The 18164-nt window shown below is 71.7% G+C and carries 20 protein-coding genes; 4 read left to right on the forward strand and 16 right to left on the reverse strand.

The window, feature by feature from the left end; genetic code table 11:
* Nucleotides 1–111: 111 nt before the first annotated feature.
* Both ACIRVK_RS17950 and ACIRVK_RS17955 read right to left on the reverse strand, forming a co-directional pair.
* Complete coding sequence (locus ACIRVK_RS17950) at nt 112–1296, reverse strand: winged helix DNA-binding domain-containing protein (protein ID WP_404248000.1); 1185 nt, start codon at nt 1294–1296, stop codon at nt 112–114.
* Between the two features lie 124 nt (nt 1297–1420).
* The gene (locus ACIRVK_RS17955; protein ID WP_404248002.1) at nt 1421–1801 is read right to left on the reverse strand and encodes a DUF1269 domain-containing protein; all 381 of its coding nucleotides are present in this window, start codon (nt 1799–1801) and stop codon (nt 1421–1423) included.
* Between the two features lie 253 nt (nt 1802–2054).
* On the opposite strand from ACIRVK_RS17955, the gene ACIRVK_RS17960 reads away from it, so the two are divergent.
* Nucleotides 2055–2324, forward strand: a complete 270-nt coding sequence (locus tag ACIRVK_RS17960) for a hypothetical protein (protein WP_404248004.1) — start codon at nt 2055–2057, stop codon at nt 2322–2324.
* A gap of 27 nt (nt 2325–2351) precedes the next feature.
* On the opposite strand, the gene ACIRVK_RS17965 is transcribed toward ACIRVK_RS17960, so the two are convergent.
* The 4 genes from ACIRVK_RS17965 to glnA form a co-directional block, all read right to left on the reverse strand.
* The gene (locus ACIRVK_RS17965) at nt 2352–2936 is read right to left on the reverse strand and encodes a hypothetical protein (RefSeq protein ID WP_404248006.1); all 585 of its coding nucleotides are present in this window, start codon (nt 2934–2936) and stop codon (nt 2352–2354) included.
* 3 nt (nt 2937–2939) lie between these two features.
* The gene (htpX, locus tag ACIRVK_RS17970; protein WP_404248008.1) at nt 2940–3857 is read right to left on the reverse strand and encodes a zinc metalloprotease HtpX; all 918 of its coding nucleotides are present in this window, start codon (nt 3855–3857) and stop codon (nt 2940–2942) included.
* Nucleotides 3858–3999: 142 nt separating this feature from the next.
* Complete coding sequence (locus ACIRVK_RS17975; protein WP_404248010.1) at nt 4000–4257, reverse strand: hypothetical protein; 258 nt, start codon at nt 4255–4257, stop codon at nt 4000–4002.
* A gap of 119 nt (nt 4258–4376) precedes the next feature.
* Nucleotides 4377–5786 (reverse strand): type I glutamate--ammonia ligase, encoded by a 1410-nt coding sequence (glnA, locus tag ACIRVK_RS17980; RefSeq protein ID WP_404248012.1) that lies wholly within the window; start codon nt 5784–5786, stop codon nt 4377–4379.
* 197 nt (nt 5787–5983) lie between these two features.
* On the opposite strand from glnA, the gene ACIRVK_RS17985 reads away from it, so the two are divergent.
* Nucleotides 5984–6454 carry an RDD family protein gene (locus ACIRVK_RS17985; RefSeq protein ID WP_404248014.1) on the forward strand — a complete coding sequence of 157 codons (471 nt, stop codon included), beginning with the start codon at nt 5984–5986 and terminating at the stop codon, nt 6452–6454.
* Between the two features lie 76 nt (nt 6455–6530).
* Here ACIRVK_RS17985 and ACIRVK_RS17990 read toward each other — a convergent pair whose 3' ends face one another.
* The 4 genes from ACIRVK_RS17990 to lipB all read right to left on the reverse strand — a co-directional run bounded on the left by ACIRVK_RS17990 (nt 6531) and on the right by lipB (nt 9690).
* Complete coding sequence (locus ACIRVK_RS17990; RefSeq protein WP_404248015.1) at nt 6531–7232, reverse strand: DUF4191 domain-containing protein; 702 nt, start codon at nt 7230–7232, stop codon at nt 6531–6533.
* A gap of 77 nt (nt 7233–7309) precedes the next feature.
* A complete protein-coding gene (locus ACIRVK_RS17995; protein ID WP_404248017.1) occupies nt 7310–7510 on the reverse strand; it encodes a hypothetical protein in 201 nt (66 codons plus the stop codon).
* 267 nt (nt 7511–7777) lie between these two features.
* Entirely contained in the window at nt 7778–8743 is a 966-nt protein-coding gene (gene lipA / locus ACIRVK_RS18000; protein WP_404248018.1) for a lipoyl synthase, read from the reverse strand.
* A gap of 128 nt (nt 8744–8871) precedes the next feature.
* Nucleotides 8872–9690: a lipoyl(octanoyl) transferase LipB gene (gene lipB / locus ACIRVK_RS18005; RefSeq protein WP_404248020.1), complete on the reverse strand. Its 819-nt coding sequence runs from the start codon at nt 9688–9690 to the stop codon at nt 8872–8874.
* A gap of 255 nt (nt 9691–9945) precedes the next feature.
* Here lipB and ACIRVK_RS18010 point away from each other — a divergent pair, with 255 nt between their 5' ends.
* Complete coding sequence (locus ACIRVK_RS18010; RefSeq protein WP_404248022.1) at nt 9946–11382, forward strand: regulator; 1437 nt, start codon at nt 9946–9948, stop codon at nt 11380–11382.
* A 59-nt stretch (nt 11383–11441) separates the two neighbouring features.
* Here ACIRVK_RS18010 and ACIRVK_RS18015 read toward each other — a convergent pair whose 3' ends face one another.
* On the reverse strand, nt 11442–12776 hold the full coding sequence (locus ACIRVK_RS18015; protein WP_404248024.1) for an NAD(P)/FAD-dependent oxidoreductase: 1335 nt from the start codon (nt 12774–12776) through the stop codon (nt 11442–11444).
* Between the two features lie 185 nt (nt 12777–12961).
* Nucleotides 12962–13855 carry a TIGR01777 family oxidoreductase gene (locus ACIRVK_RS18020; RefSeq protein ID WP_404248026.1) on the reverse strand — a complete coding sequence of 298 codons (894 nt, stop codon included), beginning with the start codon at nt 13853–13855 and terminating at the stop codon, nt 12962–12964.
* A gap of 62 nt (nt 13856–13917) precedes the next feature.
* Here ACIRVK_RS18020 and ACIRVK_RS18025 point away from each other — a divergent pair, with 62 nt between their 5' ends.
* The gene (locus ACIRVK_RS18025; RefSeq protein WP_404248027.1) at nt 13918–14403 is read left to right on the forward strand and encodes a GNAT family N-acetyltransferase; all 486 of its coding nucleotides are present in this window, start codon (nt 13918–13920) and stop codon (nt 14401–14403) included.
* Nucleotides 14404–14406: 3 nt separating this feature from the next.
* Here the strand turns inward: ACIRVK_RS18025 and ACIRVK_RS18030 are convergent, their stop codons facing one another.
* The 4 genes from ACIRVK_RS18030 to ACIRVK_RS18045 form a co-directional block, all read right to left on the reverse strand.
* Entirely contained in the window at nt 14407–15591 is a 1185-nt protein-coding gene (locus tag ACIRVK_RS18030; RefSeq protein WP_404248029.1) for a MarP family serine protease, read from the reverse strand.
* Nucleotides 15592–15889: 298 nt separating this feature from the next.
* Nucleotides 15890–16429, reverse strand: a complete 540-nt coding sequence (locus ACIRVK_RS18035; protein WP_404248031.1) for a carboxymuconolactone decarboxylase family protein — start codon at nt 16427–16429, stop codon at nt 15890–15892.
* Nucleotides 16430–16465: 36 nt separating this feature from the next.
* Nucleotides 16466–16984 (reverse strand): DUF4240 domain-containing protein, encoded by a 519-nt coding sequence (locus ACIRVK_RS18040; protein WP_404248353.1) that lies wholly within the window; start codon nt 16982–16984, stop codon nt 16466–16468.
* 56 nt (nt 16985–17040) lie between these two features.
* Nucleotides 17041–18015, reverse strand: coding sequence for a helix-turn-helix transcriptional regulator (locus ACIRVK_RS18045; protein ID WP_404248033.1), 975 nt, complete (start codon nt 18013–18015; stop codon nt 17041–17043).
* Between the last annotated feature and the right edge of the window lie 149 nt (nt 18016–18164).

Genomic DNA, 18164 nt, shown 5'->3' on the forward strand with positions numbered 1-18164 from the left:
GGGGCGAGCCGGCGTTGGCCCCCCGCGTCCATTTGGGGGGGGGGGGTGTGTGTTCCGGGGGGGGGCCCCCGGGGCCGGGGCCCCCCCCCCCCCCGGGCCCCCCGGCACTTCCTAGCCCGCCAACTCCTTCTCCAGCGGAGTCCGGAAGCGTGGTGTCACCCGGCTCGTCCCCACCCACCCCCGCATCCGCTCGGCCTCCGCCGCGATCGCCGCCTCCGCCTCGCTGCCCACGCCCTCCTCGTCGAGCAGGCGCCACACGATCTCCCCGTCCGGCCGCTGGGCCCAACCGCCCACCACCCGCCCGTCCCACCACACCGTCGGCCCCACGTTCCCGCTGCGGTCGAACAGCGCGGGCCGTATGTCCGGCGCCAGATACCAGTCGCGCGCCTGCCACCCCATCGCCGTCGGATCCAGCCCCGGCAGCAGCGCCGCCCACGGCTCCTCCGGCCCGGCGACGGGATCGACGTCGCCAGCGACGACGTATCCCGTGCCCTCGTCCAGCGACACCGCCCGCGCGCCGATCGCCGTCAGCGCGCGCCGGACGTCGGTCACCTTCCACCCCGTCCACCACTTCAGGTCCGCCTCGGTGGCCGGACCGCACGCGGTCAGCCAGCGTTCGAGCAGCGCGGCCTGCGCCTCGGCCACGTCGAGTTCCGGATGCTCCGGTGCCACCGCCCAGCGGAACTGGCTCGACGTCCAGGAGCCGAGCGGCCGGCCCCGGACCACCTTGCCCTCCACGCCGAGCACCCGCAGCAGCCGGGAGGAGACCGTGTGCACGCCCTCGTAGCTCTTCCCGGGCGCGTAGACGAACTGCTCCCGCAACCGGGGCTCGTCCGTCGCCAGTTCGGTCGCCGTCGCCTGTCCGCGGCGGGCCAGGGCGGCCAGCAGCGACTCCTCGACCTCCTTCAGCCAGGCCGCGTCCGGCGCCCCGGCCGACGCCATGTGCTTCACCAGCGAGGCCCGCTCACGGGCGGCGACCGCGAGGCCCGTCGAGGCGTGCACCACCGCCGTCAGACCGGTGGGGAAGACGAACACGGTGTGGCGCATGCCGTGCATCCGGACCAGGGAACGGTCCTCGTACAGCGCCCGGTCGGTCTCCGTCACCGTCCGCGCGGGATCCACGAGCCGTGCGCCCACCGCGAGGTACACGGTCGCCGGATCCGTGCCGTGCAGCGCCACCAGCGCGTCGGCGACCTCCTCCGGGCGGGCGGCCCTCGCCCCGGCCGCCAGCCGATGCCGCACGGCCAGCCGCGCCCGCCGCTCGTCCGCACCGACGTACCGCACCGCGTCACCCATAGGCCCTCCACCCCGTCGCAGCCGTCCCTGTACGCATCATGGCCGACGCCACTGACAACGCCCGTCAGGAGACGGAGCGGCGAGCAGGGCCGAGGCGGCGCGGGGGCGTGCTGCGCGGGCGTGATCAGGGCGCCGTCGTCCCCGCTCCGGGCTGCGCCGCGCGGATCGCCTCCCGCAGTTGCTCCTCCTCCGCGTTGCTGAGCGAGGTCTGCACCAACTGGCCGCCGAACGGCGTCAGTTGGGGGATCACCTTGTCCTGGGCGGCATGCTTGGCCAGGACGAAGAGGGCCGCGGCGCCCGGGCGGAGGTTCTGGCTGAGGTTCTTCATGAAGTCGTCGTCGATGCCGGTGTCGGTGAGCGCGCCGCCCGCCGCGCCGGCCGCCGCGCCCACCGCCGCCCCCAGCAGCGGGGCCAGGAACAGCATCCCGATCAGCCCGCCCCACAGCGCGCCCCCGGCCGCTCCCGTCGCCGTGTTGTTCACGGCCTGGTGCGAAGAGTTACTCATCCAATGCACCCCTTATGCGGCATACAGGCACTTTCTGCCGACTCTAGGTGCCGGGAAAACAAGGTGCACGCCGAGTGACCGTCTCCCTACGCTGGACAAGCGTTGCGGAGCCGCCCACCCCGCTTGCCGCCGGGCAGGCATCACCTCCCCGTCTCAGGGCTACTCTCTACGCACCGTCGGACGGGCGCCCTTCCCCCAGCGCCCCGTCGGACCGTCCATACCGCTCAACGACCCACGTTCACGGAGGCCCGTGATGGGCACCATGTTGATCGCCGGGACTGTCGTCCTGGTCCTCCTGGGATTCGGCAACCACGTCTGGTGGCTGGCCGCGGCCGGCGTCTTCTTCCTCTACCTGCAGTACGGGCGCAACGCGTCCTCGTCCGCGAGCGGCGGTGCCTCGTCCGGCTCGTCGCCCGCCACCTACCAGGCCTACCGCAAGCGCCGCGACCAGCAGGCGAGGTGGGAGCGCCGCTACCGTCGCGAGCGCCCCCTGGAGGCGCGCCGTCAGGAGCGCAGCAAGTAAGGGGATCGGGGGGGCCCGCGGACGGACCTACAGGCCGGGGGCGCCCCACACCGGGAACCAGCGGCTCAGGTCCTGCTCCATCTTCAGGTCACCGCCGAGGGCCGCCTTCACCTGCAGTTCCAGTGCGTTGTCGCGCCGCTGTCCGGACCCGGGCAGCGGCGCGAACGGATAGAAGGTGCCCCGCTTGTAGAGGTACACCAGCGCCAGCCGCTTGCCGCCCTCGCCCTGGAAGGTGGCAAGGGAACACAGCAGTTGCGGCCCGAAGCCGTTGACCTCCATCGAGCTGTTCACCGCGTGCAGATCGTTGACCAGCTCCGACAGCTGCTCGGGGGAGCGGCGCGAGAGGAGCCAGGAGTAGCCGAACTCGTCCTGGGTCAGCTCCACCGGCGGCCCGTCCCGGTCGGCGTCCGCGTCCAGCAGGGCCTGGACCTCCCGGTGCGTCTGCTCGAAGGCAGCGCCCTCGACCGTGGCGAAACACACCGCGCCGGTGCCGGTCGGCGTGAAACCGGCCGCGGCCTCGAGGGTCACGGCCGCCGACGGCAGCGCGAAGAGCTGGTCGAGGTCGGGCAGGGCCGGCTTGGTACGGCCCAGCAGGATGTCCAGCAGCCCCATGCATCACGCCTTTCCGGGGGTGGGCGCCTCACCCAGCTCGGCCGAGATCCGGCCCAGCTGGTCGAGCCGCTGCTCGAGGCTCGGGTGGGTGGAGAAGAACCGCTCGATGCCGGGCTCCTTGCCGGTCGCCGGCGTGAAGTAGAAGGCGTTGAAGGCCTGCGCGGTCCGCAGGTCCTTGGTCGGGATCCGGGCGATGTCGCCCGAGACCTTCGTCAGCGCCGACGCCAGCACCGAGGGCCGCCCGGTGAGCAGCGCCGCCGCCCGGTCCGCAGCCAGCTCCCGGTACCGGGACAGGGCCCTGATCAGCAGGAAGCTGATCGCGTACACGGCCGCCGACACCCCCATCACGGCCGCGAAGACGGCCGCGGTGTTCTGGTCCCGGCGTCCGCCGCCGAACAGCTGGGAGTAGAACGCGAACCGCACGATCAGACCGGCGATCACGCCGAGGAAGGACGCGATCGTGATCACCGCGACGTCCTTGTGCGCGACATGCGACAGCTCGTGCGCGAGCACGCCCTCCAGCTCAGCGGGCTCCAGGCGCCGCAGCAGCCCGGTCGTCACGCAGACCACGGCATGGTCGGCGTTGCGTCCCGTGGCGAACGCGTTGGGCATGTCCATATCGGACACGGCGACGACCGGCTTCGGCATGTCGGCGATCGCGCACAGCCGGTCGATCACCGCGTGCAGCTCGGGATACTCCTCGCGCTCCACGACCCGGCCGCGCATGGCGAACATCGCGATCCGGTCGGAGAACCAGAACTGTGCGACGAACATGGCCGCGATCAGCACCACGACCAGCAGCCACGACTTCAGCAACACGATCAGCGCGGCGACGAACGCCACGTACAGCAGCCCGAGCAGGAACATGGTGACCGTCATCCGCACGGTCAGCCGCCGGTCGCTCCGGAAACGGCTCTGCATTGTGCATCACCCCGCAGTCAGGCACTCGTCCCAATGCCAGTGTGCACCCCGCCACTCCCATGAAGTGGTCCCGAACGGCCCTAGGTGCTGCAAAAGGTCCCTGTGAAGGGCCTGGGAGCGGTCCTGCGGGGCCTAACAGGGCCTAGTAGGGGGCCCGGAAACGCACCCACCCCAGCAAAACGATCATCGCGGCCACGACACCGAAGACGATGGCCGTCGACACCCAGGACGACCTGCGCGGCGTCACCGGGTCAGTGTCGGCGCGGAAGGGCTGCGGCTCGGGCGGGTTCTCCCGCCACCGCGCGGCCAGCATCCGGGCCCGCGCCGAGGGCTCCTTGTGCTCGGCCTGGTCCGCCCACTTGATGTCGAACTCCCGCTCGTCATCGTCCTGTTGGAACATCCCCGTGTCTCCCCGTCCCCCTGCCGACCCCTGTCGAACAGCTGTGCAGGAAACCATACGACGGCGCCCCCGTCCCGGGAAACCGGAACGGGGGCGCCGCAGCACCGCGGGGGCGTCGATCACACGTCGAAGTACAGCTCGAACTCGTGCGGGTGCGGACGCAGCTGCAGCGGGGCGATCTCGTTCGCGCGCTTGAAGTCGATCCACGTCTCGATCAGGTCGGACGTGAAGACGTCACCGGCGAGCAGGAACTCGTGGTCGCGCTCGAGGGAGTCGAGGACGGCCGGGAGCGAGGTCGGGACCTGGGCGACGTTCGCGTGCTCCTCGGGAGCCAGCTCGTACAGGTCCTTGTCGATCGGCTCGGCCGGCTCGATCTTGTTCTTGATACCGTCCAGGCCCGCCAGCAGCAGGGCCGAGAAGGCCAGGTACGGGTTGCCGGAGGAGTCGGGCGCGCGGAACTCGACGCGCTTGGCCTTCGGGTTGGAGCCCGTGATCGGGATACGCATGGCCGCGGAGCGGTTGCGCTGCGAGTACACCAGGTTGATCGGCGCCTCGAAGCCCGGCACCAGACGGTGGTACGAGTTCACCGTCGGGTTGGTGAAGGCCAGCAGCGACGGGGCGTGCTTGAGGATGCCGCCGATGTAGTAGCGGGCGGTGTCCGACAGGCCCGCGTAGCCGGCCTCGTCGTAGAACAGCGGGTCGCCGTTGGCCCACAGCGACTGGTGCACGTGCATGCCCGAGCCGTTGTCGCCGAAGATCGGCTTCGGCATGAAGGTCGCGGTCTTGCCGTTGCGCCAGGCCACGTTCTTCACGATGTACTTGAAGAGCTGGAGGTCGTCGGCCGCGGCGAGCAGCGTGTTGAACTTGTAGTTGATCTCGGCCTGGCCGGCGGTGCCCACCTCGTGGTGCTGACGCTCGACCTTCAGGCCGGACCGCTCCAGCTCCAGGGAGATCTCGGCGCGCAGGTCGGCGAAGTGGTCGACCGGCGGGACCGGGAAGTAGCCGCCCTTGTAGCGGACCTTGTAACCACGGTTGTCCTCGAGGGCGCCGGTGTTCCAGGCGCCGGCCTCGGAGTCGATGTGGTAGAAGCTCTCGTTCGCCGAGGTGGCGAAACGGACGCTGTCGAAGACGTAGAACTCGGCCTCGGGACCGAAGTACGCGGTGTCCGCGATACCGGTCGACGCGAGGTACGCCTCGGCCTTCTTCGCCACGTTGCGCGGGTCACGGGAGTACTGCTCGCCCGTGATCGGGTCGTGGATGAAGAAGTTGATGTTGAGCGTCTTGTCACGGCGGAAGGGGTCGACCCGGGCCGTCGACAGGTCCGCGCGCAGCGCCATGTCGGACTCGTGGATCGCCTGGAAACCACGGATCGAGGATCCGTCGAAGGCGAGCTCCTCGTCCGGGTCGAACGCCTCGACGGGCACCGTGAAGTGCTGCATGACGCCCGGCAGGTCGCAGAAGCGGACGTCGACGAACTTGACGTCCTCGTCCGCGATGAACTTCTTGGCCTCGTCGGCGTTCTGGAACATCCAGCTCCTCCTACTCCCGACCGCCTTGCCGGGGTGGTAGTTCGTTCGTGCGGCCAGTGCGGTGGCACACGCTGACCCCGACACTAGGGACGGGTGATTTCTCGGGCGTGACCCATTTGTTTCGCACAAGTTAACCGGAGGCCGTCCGGTTGACCCCACCTGTCCGTATCCCGAAACGGTGGCAGTACCGTGGACGCGTGGACAAGAGGGAAGCAGTGGGGTCATGGCTCTCCGGGCCGCGCGCGGCCGCCGAGGACGCCGGTGTCGACTTCGGATACCGGGGGCAGCGGCTCGGCCTGCCCGAGGAGGGACCGGGCTCGATCGCCCGGCCGGGCCGCCGGTTCGGCGCCCTGGCCGTCGACTGGGGTCTGTGTCTCTTGATCGCATACGGTCTGATCACTCACGGCTACCAGCCGCAGGCGACCGGCAACTGGGCCCTGCTCGTCTTCTTCATGCTCGGCGTCCTCACCGTCGGCACGATCGGCTTCACCCCGGGCAAGCGCCTCTTCCGGCTCCGCGTGGTCGAACTCGGCACGGGCCGGCCCGCCCTCCTCCGGGTCGTCCTGCGCACGGCCCTGCTCTGCGTCGCCCTCCCGGCCCTGATCTGGGACCGCGACGGCAGGGGCCTGCACGACCGCCTGGCCGGCACGGTCGAGGTGCGGTTCTGAGACCCCGTACGACGAACCCGTACGACGAAGGGGCCGCCCGGATGCGTTCCGGGCGGCCCCTTTCTCGTACGGGGGACTAGCGGGCCTTCGGCCCGCCCTTCGGCAGCTTCATGCCCTTGGGCATCGGCCCCTTGGGCAGCGGCATGTTGCTCATCAGGTCGCCCATCGCGCGCAGCCGGTCGTTGGTGGCCGTTACCTGGGGGCCGGTCAGCACGCGCGGCAGCTTCAGCATGGTGGTGCGCACCTTCTTCAGCGCGACCTGGCCCTCGCCCGTGCCGACGATGATGTCGTGCACCGGGACGTCCGCGACGACGCGGTTCATCTTCTTCTTCTCGGCGGCCAGCAGGGTCTTGACCCGGTTCGGGTTGCCCTCGGCGACCAGGACGATGCCGGCCTTGCCGACCGCCCGGTGCACCACGTCCTGGCTGCGGTTCATCGCCACCGCCGGAGTGGTGGTCCAGCCCCGGCCGATGTTGTCGAGCACGGCCGCGGCCGCGCCCGGCTGGCCCTCCATCTGCCCGAAGGCCGCCCGTTCGGCCCGGCGCCCGAAGACGATCGCCGTCCCGAGGAAGGCGAGCAGCAGGCCCAGGATCCCGAGATACACGGGGTGACCGATCAAGAAGCCGATCGCGAGGAAAACACCGAGGATTCCGATGCCGACAGCCGCGAGTACAAGACCGATCTTCGTGTCGGCCCTGCGGGTCATCTTGTACGTCAGGGCGATCTGCTTCAGTCGCCCGGGGTTCGCGGCGTCCGCCGCGTTGTCCTTCCTCGCCATGCCACGAAGTCTACGTGGCCCCACAAGTGCCGACGACGGCAGTGCCGGGGAGGCGAGTGGGGGAGGGATCCGGGGGATCAGGGGCGGATGACCGTGACCTCTTCGAGGACGCGCTGCGCCTCGACCCGGTCCTTGGCGCGACGGCGGTCCTCGAGGACGGAGGTCCAGGCGTTGCGGCGGGCGGTGCGCTGGCCGCTGCTCATGAGCAGCGACTCGACGGCACGGAGTGCATCGGTGAACGACGGGATGGCGGTGGCGCGAACCGGCGCGGCCTGCATGATGGAGGTCCCCCCTCGAGACGGGCTGCTCTGGTGAGTGGTGCACGGGGTGTACAACCAGGGTCACTGATTGGTGTTACCAGGGCGTGACCGACCGGTCAAACGCCAATGAAACCTTGATACGCAGCCCAAAAGCCTTGACGCGGCCCCGAGGGCGCCCTCAACTGCGGGGACGCTCGGAACCGCGTCAATCGGACACTACCGAGCGGTAGTTTCTTGTGCGCAGATTCACACGCCGTTGGTGGCACTCCGTGCCATCGGCGGGTCTCAGACGGCCTGCGAGGCCACGTAGTTCCCCCGCTTCTCCACGGCCATCTGGTAGAGCCGGCCGGCCCGGTACGAGGACCGGACGAGCGGACCGGACATCACACCGGAGAAGCCGATCTGCTCGGCCTCCTCCTTCAGTTCCACGAACTCCTGCGGCTTGACCCAGCGCTCCACGGGGTGGTGGCGCACCGACGGGCGCAGGTACTGCGTGATGGTGACCAGCTCGCAGCCCGCCTCGTGCAGCTGCCGCAGCGCGTCGCTGACCTCCTCGCGGGTCTCGCCCATGCCGAGGATCAGGTTCGACTTGGTGACCAGGCCGTAGTCGCGGGCCTCGGTGATGACCTTGAGTGAACGCTCGTAGCGGAAGCCGGGGCGGATGCGCTTGAAGATCCGCGGGACGGTCTCGACGTTGTGCGCGAAGACCTCGGGGCGAGAGGAGAAGACCTCTTCGAGCTGCTCGGGGACCGCGTTGAAGTCGGGCGCGAGCAGCTCGACCTTCGTACGGCCGTCCGGGCGTCCGGCGGTCTGCGCGTGGATCTGGCGGACCGTCTCCGCGTACAGCCAGGCGCCGCCGTCCGCCAGGTCGTCGCGGGCGACGCCGGTGATGGTGGCGTAGTTCAGGTCCATGGTGACCACGGACTCGCCGACGCGGCGAGGCTCGTCACGGTCGAGCGCCTCGGGCTTGCCGGTGTCGATCTGGCAGAAGTCGCAGCGCCGGGTGCACTGGTCGCCGCCGATGAGGAAGGTCGCCTCCCGGTCCTCCCAGCACTCGTAGATGTTCGGGCAGCCGGCTTCCTGGCAGACCGTGTGCAGGCCCTCGCTCTTCACGAGGTTCTGCATCTTGGTGTATTCGGGGCCCATTTTCGCCCGGGTCTTGATCCACTCGGGCTTGCGCTCGATGGGGGTCTGGCTGTTGCGGACCTCCAGGCGCAGCATCTTGCGTCCGTCGGGTGCGACTGCGGACACGATGGGCTCCCTAGCGATTGATTCTTCGGCGACCTTCAGGGTACGCCCGTTGATTTGAATGCCGGGTGTGGGTGCTGGCCGCTGGGGCTGCCGCCCCAGGTCCCCGCTTCGGCCTGACGGCCTCGTCCTCAAACGCCCGACGGGCTGAGGGGTGCCGTCGACTTCTCGATCAGCCTCGGCTTCAGTTCCGCGTTCTCCAGGACGTCCTTCACATGCCGTTCCACCACCGGCAGGACCTCCTCGATCGTCACGTCGCGGCCCAGTTCGTTCGCCAGCGAGGCGACGCCGGCGTCGCGGATGCCGCACGGGATGATGCGGTCGAACCAGGTGTTGTCCGGGTTCACGTTGAACGAGAAGCCGTGCATGGTGACGCCCTTGGCCACGCGGATGCCGATCGCGGCGATCTTGCGGTCCTCGCGGCGCTGGCCGGCGTTGGAGGGGGCGTACTCGGGGCCGTTCATGCGCGGGTCGAACTCCTCGTCCTGCAGACGGGGGTCGAAGTCGAGGGAGAGCCCGCCGAGGGCAGGCCGCTGCCCGACCGGGTCGCCCAGCACCCACACCCCGCTGCGGCCCTCGACCCGGGTCGTCTCCAGACCGAACTCCGCGCAGGTGCGGATCAGCGCCTCCTCCAGCCGCCGTACGTGCGCGACGACGTCCACCGGACGCGGCAGCTTCTGGATGGGGTAGCCGACCAGCTGGCCCGGGCCGTGCCAGGTGATCTTGCCGCCGCGGTCCACGTCGATGACCGGGGTGCCGTCGAGGGGGCGCTCGTTGTCCGCCGTGCGCCGGCCCGCCGTGTAGACCGGCGGGTGCTCCAGGAGCAGCACGGTGTCGGGGACCTCGTCCGCGAAGCGGGCCGCGTGCACCCGGCGCTGCTCGTCCCAGGCCACCTGGTAGTCCACGGCCTCGGCACCGAATCCCATGCGGACGAACCGCAGCTCACTCACGGCAAGCGCCTCCCTAGAAGGTCGTAAGGCACGAAACGCGCCTACGCCACTGTACGACCGACCGTCTCGCGTCAGCCCTGGGGCCAATCCTCACACGATCGGATGAACGAACGGGGAAGTGTGCGACCGTCTGCTCACTCTCCGCTACATTCGCGCCGTTCACCCAGGCCATAAGGGCTGCTCACAGGCAATCCGGGCACCCGGAGGCCGGCTCGGCCCCCAGGAAGGCCCGAAAGGCAGGAGACCGCACCGCAGATGACGGAACGACCCGCGCAGCGCACTCCCAACCGACAGCTCGCCGCGCTCATCGCAGAAGCGGGGTTCTCCAACGCGGGGCTCGCCCGGCGCGTGGACCAACTCGGTCTCGAACACGGCCTCGATCTGAGATACGACAAGACGTCGGTGACACGTTGGCTGCGCGGGCAGCAGCCGCGCGGCACCACCCCCGCCCTGATCGCCGAGGTGTTCACCCGGCGGCTGGGGCGCAGGCTCACGGCGCAGGACCTCGGGCTCGACGCGTGCGCGCCGGTGTACGCCGGGCTCGAGTTCGCCGCCACGCCCGAGGAGGCCGTGGACATCGTCAGCGGGCTGTGGCGCAAGGACTCCGGCTCGCACGCCGAACTGCGCAAGATCGCCTTCACGCCGGCCGGGCTCGTGGTGCCCAGCCGGGACTGGCTGATCGGACGCGCCGACGACCGGGTGGCCCGTGGCGAACAACTCGTCCGCGTCCCCGCCCCGGGCCGCCCGGCCGTCCCGCGCCAGCGCGGCCAGGGCGACCGCGGACCCGGCCAGAGGGTCACCGGCGGCGACATCGCGGCGCTGCGCTCGGTGGGCGAGCTGTTCCGCACGCTCGACGACATGTACGGCGGCGGACACGCCCGGCAGGCCCTCGTCCGCTATCTGGAGCACGAGTGCGAACCGATGCTGCGCGGCACGTACGGCGAGCAGACCGGCCGCAGGCTGTTCGCCGCCGCGGCCGACCTGACCAGGCTCGCGGGCTGGACGTCGTACGACATCGCGGCGCACGGGCTGGCGCAGCGCTACTTCGTGCAGTCGCTGCGGCTCTCGCAGGCCGCGGGGGACCGGGCCTACGGCGCGTACGTGCTGGTCACCATGAGCCGTCAGGCCGTGTACCTGGGCCATGGGCGGGAGGCCGTGCAGCTCGCGCGGGTGGCGCAGCAGGGCGTGGGCACGAACGCGCCCCCCGTCGTCCAGGCGCTGCTGCACGCCGTGGAGGCGCGGGGGCACGGGGTGCTGGGCGAGGTGCGCAACTGCACGGCGTCGCTGGTGCGGGCCGAGCGGGCGCTGGAGGCGGCCCGTACCGGTGACGAGGTGCCCTACTGGGCGCGGTTCTTCGACGAGGCGCAGCTCGCGGACGAGTTCGGGCACGCGCACCGGGATCTGCAGCAGTTCCGGGCGGCGGCGCAGCACGCCGAGCGGTCCCTGCAGCTGCGTGCGCCGGCGTACGCCCGCAGTCGGCTCTTCTGCCGGGTCGTCCTCGCCTCCGCCCGGCTCGGCCTCGGCGAGCTGGACCAGGCGTGTGCGCTGGGGGCCGAGGCGGCGGGGGCGGCTGCGGAGATGCGGTCGGTGCGGGCGGTGGAGTATGTCCGGGATTTCGAGCGACGGCTCGAGCCGTACAAGGACGCTGCGCCGGTTCGGGGTTATCGCGACAAGGTCGCTGCGCTGGGGTAGGGGTCGCGCCCACGCGGCGGAGCCGCATATCGATACAGCCCCGCGCCCCTAGACGGCATCTACGCGGCCTGCGTTGTTGGGAGAGGGTCGGCCTGGTGCATTGAGGCTGATGCTCCTAGGTCCGTGAGGACGGCTGTGGTTGCCCGGTGGGCTGAATGGAGGGCGCCCTGGACCGTGCTCGTGTCTCGGTGGTCGCCGCAGACGTAGAGGCCGGCCAGGAGGCGGACCGGGCGGCGTAGGTCGTGTGGGGGGCGCATGGCGGGGACCGCCTCGGGGGTGTGGTGGACGGCGAGCGTCTCCCAGCGGCGGGTCGAGGTGCCGTACAGGCGGGCGAGGTGGGTGCGTACGGCGGTGTCCAGGTCGGGCGGGGGCGGGCCCAGGACCGTGGAGGTGACCAGGGCCCGGCCCGCCGGTGCCCGGCTCGGGTCGACCGCGCTGACGACGGCCGTGTGGGCGACCGGGCCGCCCCGGTCGGCGTCGAGGAGGAGGGACGCACCCGTCGCCGGCGGCTCGTCCATGGTGTGGTGGACGACCGTCAGGCGGTGGAAGTCCGGGACGCGCAGGCCCGGCAGCAGGTCGGCCGCCGCGCGGGCGTCGGTCGCCAGCAGGACCGCCCGGCAGCGGATCTCGCCGTGCTCGGCGGTGGTGACCACGTTGGTGGACACGGAGGTGACCCGGACGCCGGTGTGCACCGTGCCCGGCGGCAGCGTCCGAGCGAGCAGTTCCGGCAGGGTCTCGGCGCCGCCCTCCGGCACGCACAGCCGCCCGGCCGCGAAGGCTCGCAGCGCGAGATCGGCGCACCGGCTGGACGTCGTCAGCTCCGGGTCGCACAGCAGCGCGGCGAGCAGCGGCCGCAGGAACCCGTCGATCGTGCGGGCCGGTACGCCACGGGCGGTGAGGGCCTGGGCCGCGGGCGACTCGGGGCGAGCCAGTAGTTGGTCGACGGGCATCGCCGCCAGGCGGGCCAGTGCCGTGCCCAGTCGCGCCTGGTCGACGAGCGACGGCACCCAGGGCGGGGTGGTGCCCCTCGGCGCACTCGTCAGCGCGCGTACCGCGTGCAGTGCGCCCCGTGCGCCCCCTGCGCTCGGCACGGCGCCGGCGCGATGGTGGCGGCCGTCGCTGTGGAGCAGGACGCCCGGGGCGAAGCAGCGCAGGACGAGGGCGTCCAGGCCCGGCGCCAGGCGTAGTTCGGGGTACGCCGTGGACAGCAGCTGGCCGATGCGGTCGAGCCGGAAACCGTCGACCTTCTCGGTCGACATGCGGCCCCCGACCCAGGGTGCGGCCTCCAGGACCGCGGTCCTCACTCCTGCGCTGGTCAGCCGATGCGCCGCCGAGAGGCCGGCGACCCCGGCTCCCACGATCACGACGTCCGCCTGGTACGCGGGCTCAAGCACGTGCCCCTCCTCGAGGTTGCGCGGCCGGTGGAGACGTGATGCCCCCAACTGGCTCCGGGAATACCCGAGTTCGGGTCGAGGTTAGGGCGGTGAACGGTCAGTGGAAGTCGCGCATGGGCAGGGCACGGTCGCACGGCGGTCGCATACGGTCGAAGGTGTTCAACCGGCCGCCGTCACACCTGTCCTCACGCGGCCCGGATCGCCCCCTCGATGTCCGGGAACGCGAAGGTGAACCCCGACTCCAGCAGTCGCGTGGGCACCACCCGGGCGCTGCCCAGCACATCACCGGCCATCTCACCGAGCACCGTCCGCAGCACCGGCGCCGGCACGCTGAGGAGGGTCGGCCGGTGCAGCACACGGCCCATGGCGGCGGTGATCTCACGGTTCGTCAGCGGGGTCGGGGCGGTCACGTTGAACGGCCCGGACAGCCCGTCGGTGTCGAGGAGATGCCGGATCGCGGCCACCTCGTCGTGCAGCGAGACGTACGACCAGTACTGGCGGCCGTCTCCCAAGCGTCCGCCGAGTCCGGCCTGGAACAGGGGGAACAGCCGCCCCCAGGCGCCGCCCGCGCGCGACACCACAAGTCCCGTCCGCACGAACGCGGTCCGTACGCCCGCCTCCCGGGCCGGTGCCGTGGCCCCTTCCCACTCCACGCACAGCTCCGGCAGGAACCCGCTCCCGGCCGGCGCGCTCTCGTCGACCACGCGGTCCCCGGTCTCGCCGTAGTACCCGATCGCGCTGCCGTTGACCAGCACCCTCGGCCGGTCGTCGAGGGAGGCGATCGCCTCGGCCAGCGCGGCGGTGCCCAGCACCCGGCCGGCCCGGATCCGCGCCTTGTAGGCCTCGGTCCAGCGCCGGTCGCCCACGCCGGCGCCCGCCAGGTTGACCACGGCGTCGCAGCCGGCGAGCCCCGCCGTGTCCACGTACCGCCCCTCGGGATCCCAGCAGACCTCGTCCCCGCCCCGGGCCGCCCGGCGCACCAGCCGTACCACCTGGTGCCCGTCGGCGGTCAGGGACCGCACCAGGGCGCCGCCGATCAGCCCGGACGCACCGGCCACCGCGATTCGCGCATGTTCCATGCGGCTCATTCTGCTCGCCGGGCGGACGCGGTTCCTCCCGGGCGGGTCGTAGGGTGGCCGTCATGCCTGTACCGCACATACGCCGTGCCACCCCGGACGACGAGGACGCGCTGGGCCGCCTCGACCGGGTCACCTGGTCGACGCTGCACTCGGTGCAGCCGCGTCCGCAACCGCCGTACGAGCCCTTCTACAACGAGCGGTTCGGGCCCCGGGACCATGTCGTCGCCGAGCTCGACGGTGCCGTCGTCGGCTATGTCCGGCTCGCTCGGTCACCGCTCGCCTGCAGCGCCCACGTCCGGCAGATCCAGGGACTCGCCGTCGCCGAGGAGGCGCGGGGAACCGGGCTGGCGCGGGCGCTGCTGCGGGCGGCGGGCGAGGAGGCCCGCCGGCAGGGCGCGCGGCGGCTGACCCTGCGCGTGCTCGGGCACAACACCCCGGCCCGCAAGCTCTACGAGGCCGAGGGGTTCGCGGTGGAGGGCGTGCTGCCCGGCGAGTTCCTGCTGGACGGTGAGTACGTTGACGACGTCCTCATGGGACGTGCCCTGTGACCGTCAGGAGCTGACCAGGTTGCCGGTGTCCACCGCCGCCGTCGCGCCCGCCGCGCGGCCCGCGTCGGCGGAGACCTCGGCCGCCGTCAGCACGTAGCCCGTCTCGTTGTCGGAGGTGGAGCGGGCGAAGACGACGCCGTATACCCGGCCGCCCGTGGTCAGCAGCGGGCCGCCGGAGTTGCCGGGGCGGACGGTCGAGCGGATCGAGTAGATCTCCCGGGTCACCATGCGGTCGCTGTAGATGTTCTGCCCGGTGGCGTCGACCCGGTTGGCCACCGTCGCCGCCTGCAGGTTGAGGTCGCCGTCCTGCGGATAGCCGGCCACCACCGCGGAGTCGCCGCGCTTGGCACTCTCGTCGAACTGGAGGATCGGCGCCCTCAGCCCCGGCACGTACAGCACCGCCACGTCCTTGTTCGGATCGAAGAGCACCACCCGTGCCTGGTACGACCGTCCGACCCCGCCGATGCGGACGCTCGGGTCGTTGATGCCGGCCACCACGTGCGCGTTGGTCATCACGTGCTCGCTCGCGTACACGAACCCGCTGCCCTCACGCCCCTGGTTGCCGGAGACGCCCTCGATCTTGACGGTGCTGAGCTTGGCCGCGTTGGTGGCGCTGGCGGTGACGCTGTCGCCGGTGGGCTTGGCGACCTCGGCCGTCGACTCGTTCTCGAAGGGGTTGAAGACCTGCGGGAAACCCGCCTGCGTCAGCGCGGAGGTGGCCCGCGAGAACCAGGTGGGTGTGGTGTCGGGCATGAGGTTCTGCACGGAGCGCAGCAGCGCCGAGTCCCGGATCGCGGTGGTCACCAGCGGCGAGGAGGACGCGCCGAGGACACTGGCGGCCACCCAGGCCACGATCAGCACGGCGACCGAGTTGGCGGCGGCCCCGCCGATCCCGTCGGCCACCCGCAGCGGCCCGTGGTCCAGCTCCCGCCGCAGCCGCAGCGCGAGCCGGCCCGCCAGCTCGTGTCCCACCACCGCCGGGATCAGCACGGTCAGCACCGCGGCCACCGTCGCCTGGGTCGTCCCCGCCGTCACCAGGTCCATCACCCAGGGCAGCACCCACACGCCGACGACGGCACCGCCCACGAACCCGGCGAGCGAGACGCAGCCGGCCACCAGTCCGCGCCGGTAGCCGGATGCCGCGTAGGCCAGCACCACCAGCATCAGCAGGATGTCGAGCAGGTCCACAGAGCCGCCTTTCTCTCAGACCCCTAAGTACGCGCGGGACCGGCCCGATGATCAGCCGCGCGGGTGCGTGTCTCCCCCTGCCTCCCTCCACCCGGAAAAACGTCGCGGACCAGGACGATGGTTCCACCGGGTGGCACAGCACACATCGCGGGCGACGCGGCTCACAGGTTTCTCGCAGCCGCCTCACCGGTCCCCCCGAGGTGGCCTCCTTATCGTCACGCACACGCACTGACCGGAGGTGGGGAAAACGAGGGCCTGCATCCCCTCGGACACGACCCGTCGCCGCGCGCCTGACGGACTACCCGTCCTCGCCGCCCGACAGGCCCAGGAACCGTTCGCCGGACGGGTCGATGTCCACCGCGAGGCCGTTCATGAGGCCGGCGAGCATGACGTAGTAGCCGACCGTGGTGACCAGTTCGACGACCTGCCGGTCGGTGAAGGCCGCCCGCAGTGCCGTCAGGGTCTCCTCGGTCAGGGTGTGCCGGGACACCAGCTCGAAGGCCGCGCCGAGCGCCGCCGACTCCGCCGCGTCGAACTCCGGGCCGTCCGGCCGCCGTTCGGCGATCGCCGCGAGCTGTTCGGGCGTCACGCCGAAGTGGAGGGCGACCGGGCCGTGTTGGACCGCCTCGTACTCGCACTCCGTGCCCGCCGCCACCGCAAGGATCACCAGCTCCCGCAGCCGGGCGGACAGCGTGGACTCGCCGAGCACGGCCATACCGAGGTCGATCGCCGGGCCGGTCAGCGGCGGGGCGTGGGAGAGCATGCGGAAGGCGTTGAGCGGCACGGGAAGTCGCGCGACGGCGTCGGCGTCGCGCTCCGGGTACGGGATACGGGCCATGGCCCCCCTCACGTCCGTCTCTGAAGTGGTCGCGCCTCAGCCCCTGAAACGCTCCCACAGCTTCGGATACCGCTGCGCCAGCACCCGTTCGTTCTCGAAGTCGATGGGCGTGCCCTCCGGTTCGGATGCGGCGGGCGCGATGCCGAGGTCGGGCGCCACGGTCCCGGTGAGCTGCTCGTAGGCCTCGTCCGCCGCGTACCCCAGTTCCTCCCCGTCCCCGTCGATCTCCTCGTCGAAGTCGTCCAGCAGGTCGGCCAGCGCGTCGGGCTGGTGCACCGCGCCCTCGTACACCTCCCGCCCCTGACCGATGAGCCAGCAGCGGAAGAAGTCGAACGCGTCGTCGCTGGCGCCGTCGAGCAGCACCCAGGCCGCGCCCCACAGGTCCCAGGTGTAGGCGCGGTTGTAGCGGGCCTCGAAGTGACGGGCGAAGTCGAGGACCAGGTCCGGCTCCAGCTGGAGCAGCCGGTCCACGAGCAGGTCGGCCTGCTCCTCGGGGTCGCCCTCGGCGGCCTCGCGGGTGGCGTCCACCAGCTCCCAGAACTCCGTCTCGTCCATCACGGGACAAGCATCGGCCCTGGGCGGGTGGGGCGCACGTGGAGTGCGGCGGATTGTTATGTCCCGTACAGAGAGGCCAGTCGCGCCGCGTCGCTCGCGAACCGCTCCCGCAGGCTCGGCGGCGCCAGCACCTCCACCTCCGGGCCCAGCCCCGCGAGCTGGGAGTGGGCGACCTCCTCGGACTCCACGGGCAGGGTCACCGTGACCCAGCCGTCCGTACCGGGGGAACCGGCCACCGCCAAGGCCTCCCCCGCGGCCGCGGGGTCGACGACGTACGGCAGGATGCGCGCCCCGGCCTCGGACAGCCGGACGACGACCTCGGCTCGCAGGATCGACCGCGCGAACTGCTCCGCCCGCTCGTCCCAGAAGGCCGGCAGGTCGAACTCCTCGTCGCGCTCGAATCGCTCCCCGTCGCTGTCGACGGCCGTGAAGCGGTCGATGCGGTACACCCGGTACGTCCCCTGCTCCGCGACCCCCGCGCACAGGTACCAGACCCCGGCCTTGAGTACGAGCCCGTACGGCTCCAGCGTCCGCTCGACCACGGCGTCCCGGCCGCGGTAGCGCGCGGTGATCCTCCGGTCGTCCCACACCGCCTCCGCCACGGCGGGCAGCAGCGCGGGCGCCTTCGGCTCGGTGAACCAGTTCGGGGCGTCCAGGTGGAAGCGCTGGGCCGCGGTGCGGGAGGCGTCCCGCAGCGACGGCAGCAGGGCCGCCGAGACCTTCAGCCGGGCGGCGGAGGCCGCGTCCTCCAGCCCCATCTCGCGCAGCGCGCCCGGCACCCCGGACAGGAACAACGCCTCGGCCTCCGACCGGGCCAGTCCGGTCAGCCGGGTCCGGTACCCGCCGATCAGGCGGTAGCCGCCCGCCCGCCCCCGGTCCGCGTACACCGGCACCCCCGCCTCCGACAGCGCCTGCGCGTCCCGGGTGACGGTCCGCTCCGACACCTCCAGCTCCCGCGCGAGTTCGGCGGCGGTCATGGTGGGCCGTGACTGGAGCAGCAGGACCATCTTGATGAGGCGGGCAGCGCGCATATCGCCATCATGCCGGGGGTCCGTGGGCGGGTGCGGGCCCGGATGTGGCTGGGGGGGGGCGCGGCGCGGGGGCCCCCCGGGGGGGCCCCCCCCCCCCCCCCCCCCCGGCCCCCAAGACGCCCCGGAAAGCCCACGGGGCCCCCGCCCCC

This window comes from Streptomyces sp. NPDC101152 (assembly GCF_044768275.1).
In the GTDB taxonomy this organism is placed as follows: Bacteria; Actinomycetota; Actinomycetes; order Streptomycetales; family Streptomycetaceae; genus Streptomyces.

What these genes read in the sequence shown, in the direction of transcription:
- ACIRVK_RS18040 (WP_404248353.1), bottom strand. Translation starts at nt 16,984, where the DNA reads ATGGACGAGACGGAGTTCTGGGAGCTGGTGGACGCCACCCGCGAGGCC.
- glnA (WP_404248012.1), bottom strand. Translation starts at nt 5,786, where the DNA reads ATGTTCCAGAACGCCGACGAGGCCAAGAAGTTCATCGCGGACGAGGAC.
- ACIRVK_RS17995 (WP_404248017.1), bottom strand. Translation starts at nt 7,510, where the DNA reads ATGCAGGCCGCGCCGGTTCGCGCCACCGCCATCCCGTCGTTCACCGAT.
- htpX (WP_404248008.1), bottom strand. Translation starts at nt 3,857, where the DNA reads ATGCAGAGCCGTTTCCGGAGCGACCGGCGGCTGACCGTGCGGATGACG.
- ACIRVK_RS18045 (WP_404248033.1), bottom strand. Translation starts at nt 18,015, where the DNA reads ATGCGCGCTGCCCGCCTCATCAAGATGGTCCTGCTGCTCCAGTCACGG.
- ACIRVK_RS18025 (WP_404248027.1), top strand. Translation starts at nt 13,918, where the DNA reads ATGCCTGTACCGCACATACGCCGTGCCACCCCGGACGACGAGGACGCG.
- ACIRVK_RS17975 (WP_404248010.1), bottom strand. Translation starts at nt 4,257, where the DNA reads ATGTTCCAACAGGACGATGACGAGCGGGAGTTCGACATCAAGTGGGCG.
- ACIRVK_RS17965 (WP_404248006.1), bottom strand. Translation starts at nt 2,936, where the DNA reads ATGGGGCTGCTGGACATCCTGCTGGGCCGTACCAAGCCGGCCCTGCCC.
- ACIRVK_RS18010 (WP_404248022.1), top strand. Translation starts at nt 9,946, where the DNA reads ATGACGGAACGACCCGCGCAGCGCACTCCCAACCGACAGCTCGCCGCG.
- ACIRVK_RS18020 (WP_404248026.1), bottom strand. Translation starts at nt 13,855, where the DNA reads ATGGAACATGCGCGAATCGCGGTGGCCGGTGCGTCCGGGCTGATCGGC.
- ACIRVK_RS18035 (WP_404248031.1), bottom strand. Translation starts at nt 16,429, where the DNA reads ATGGCCCGTATCCCGTACCCGGAGCGCGACGCCGACGCCGTCGCGCGA.
- ACIRVK_RS17990 (WP_404248015.1), bottom strand. Translation starts at nt 7,232, where the DNA reads ATGGCGAGGAAGGACAACGCGGCGGACGCCGCGAACCCCGGGCGACTG.
- ACIRVK_RS17960 (WP_404248004.1), top strand. Translation starts at nt 2,055, where the DNA reads ATGGGCACCATGTTGATCGCCGGGACTGTCGTCCTGGTCCTCCTGGGA.
- ACIRVK_RS17955 (WP_404248002.1), bottom strand. Translation starts at nt 1,801, where the DNA reads ATGAGTAACTCTTCGCACCAGGCCGTGAACAACACGGCGACGGGAGCG.
- ACIRVK_RS17950 (WP_404248000.1), bottom strand. Translation starts at nt 1,296, where the DNA reads ATGGGTGACGCGGTGCGGTACGTCGGTGCGGACGAGCGGCGGGCGCGG.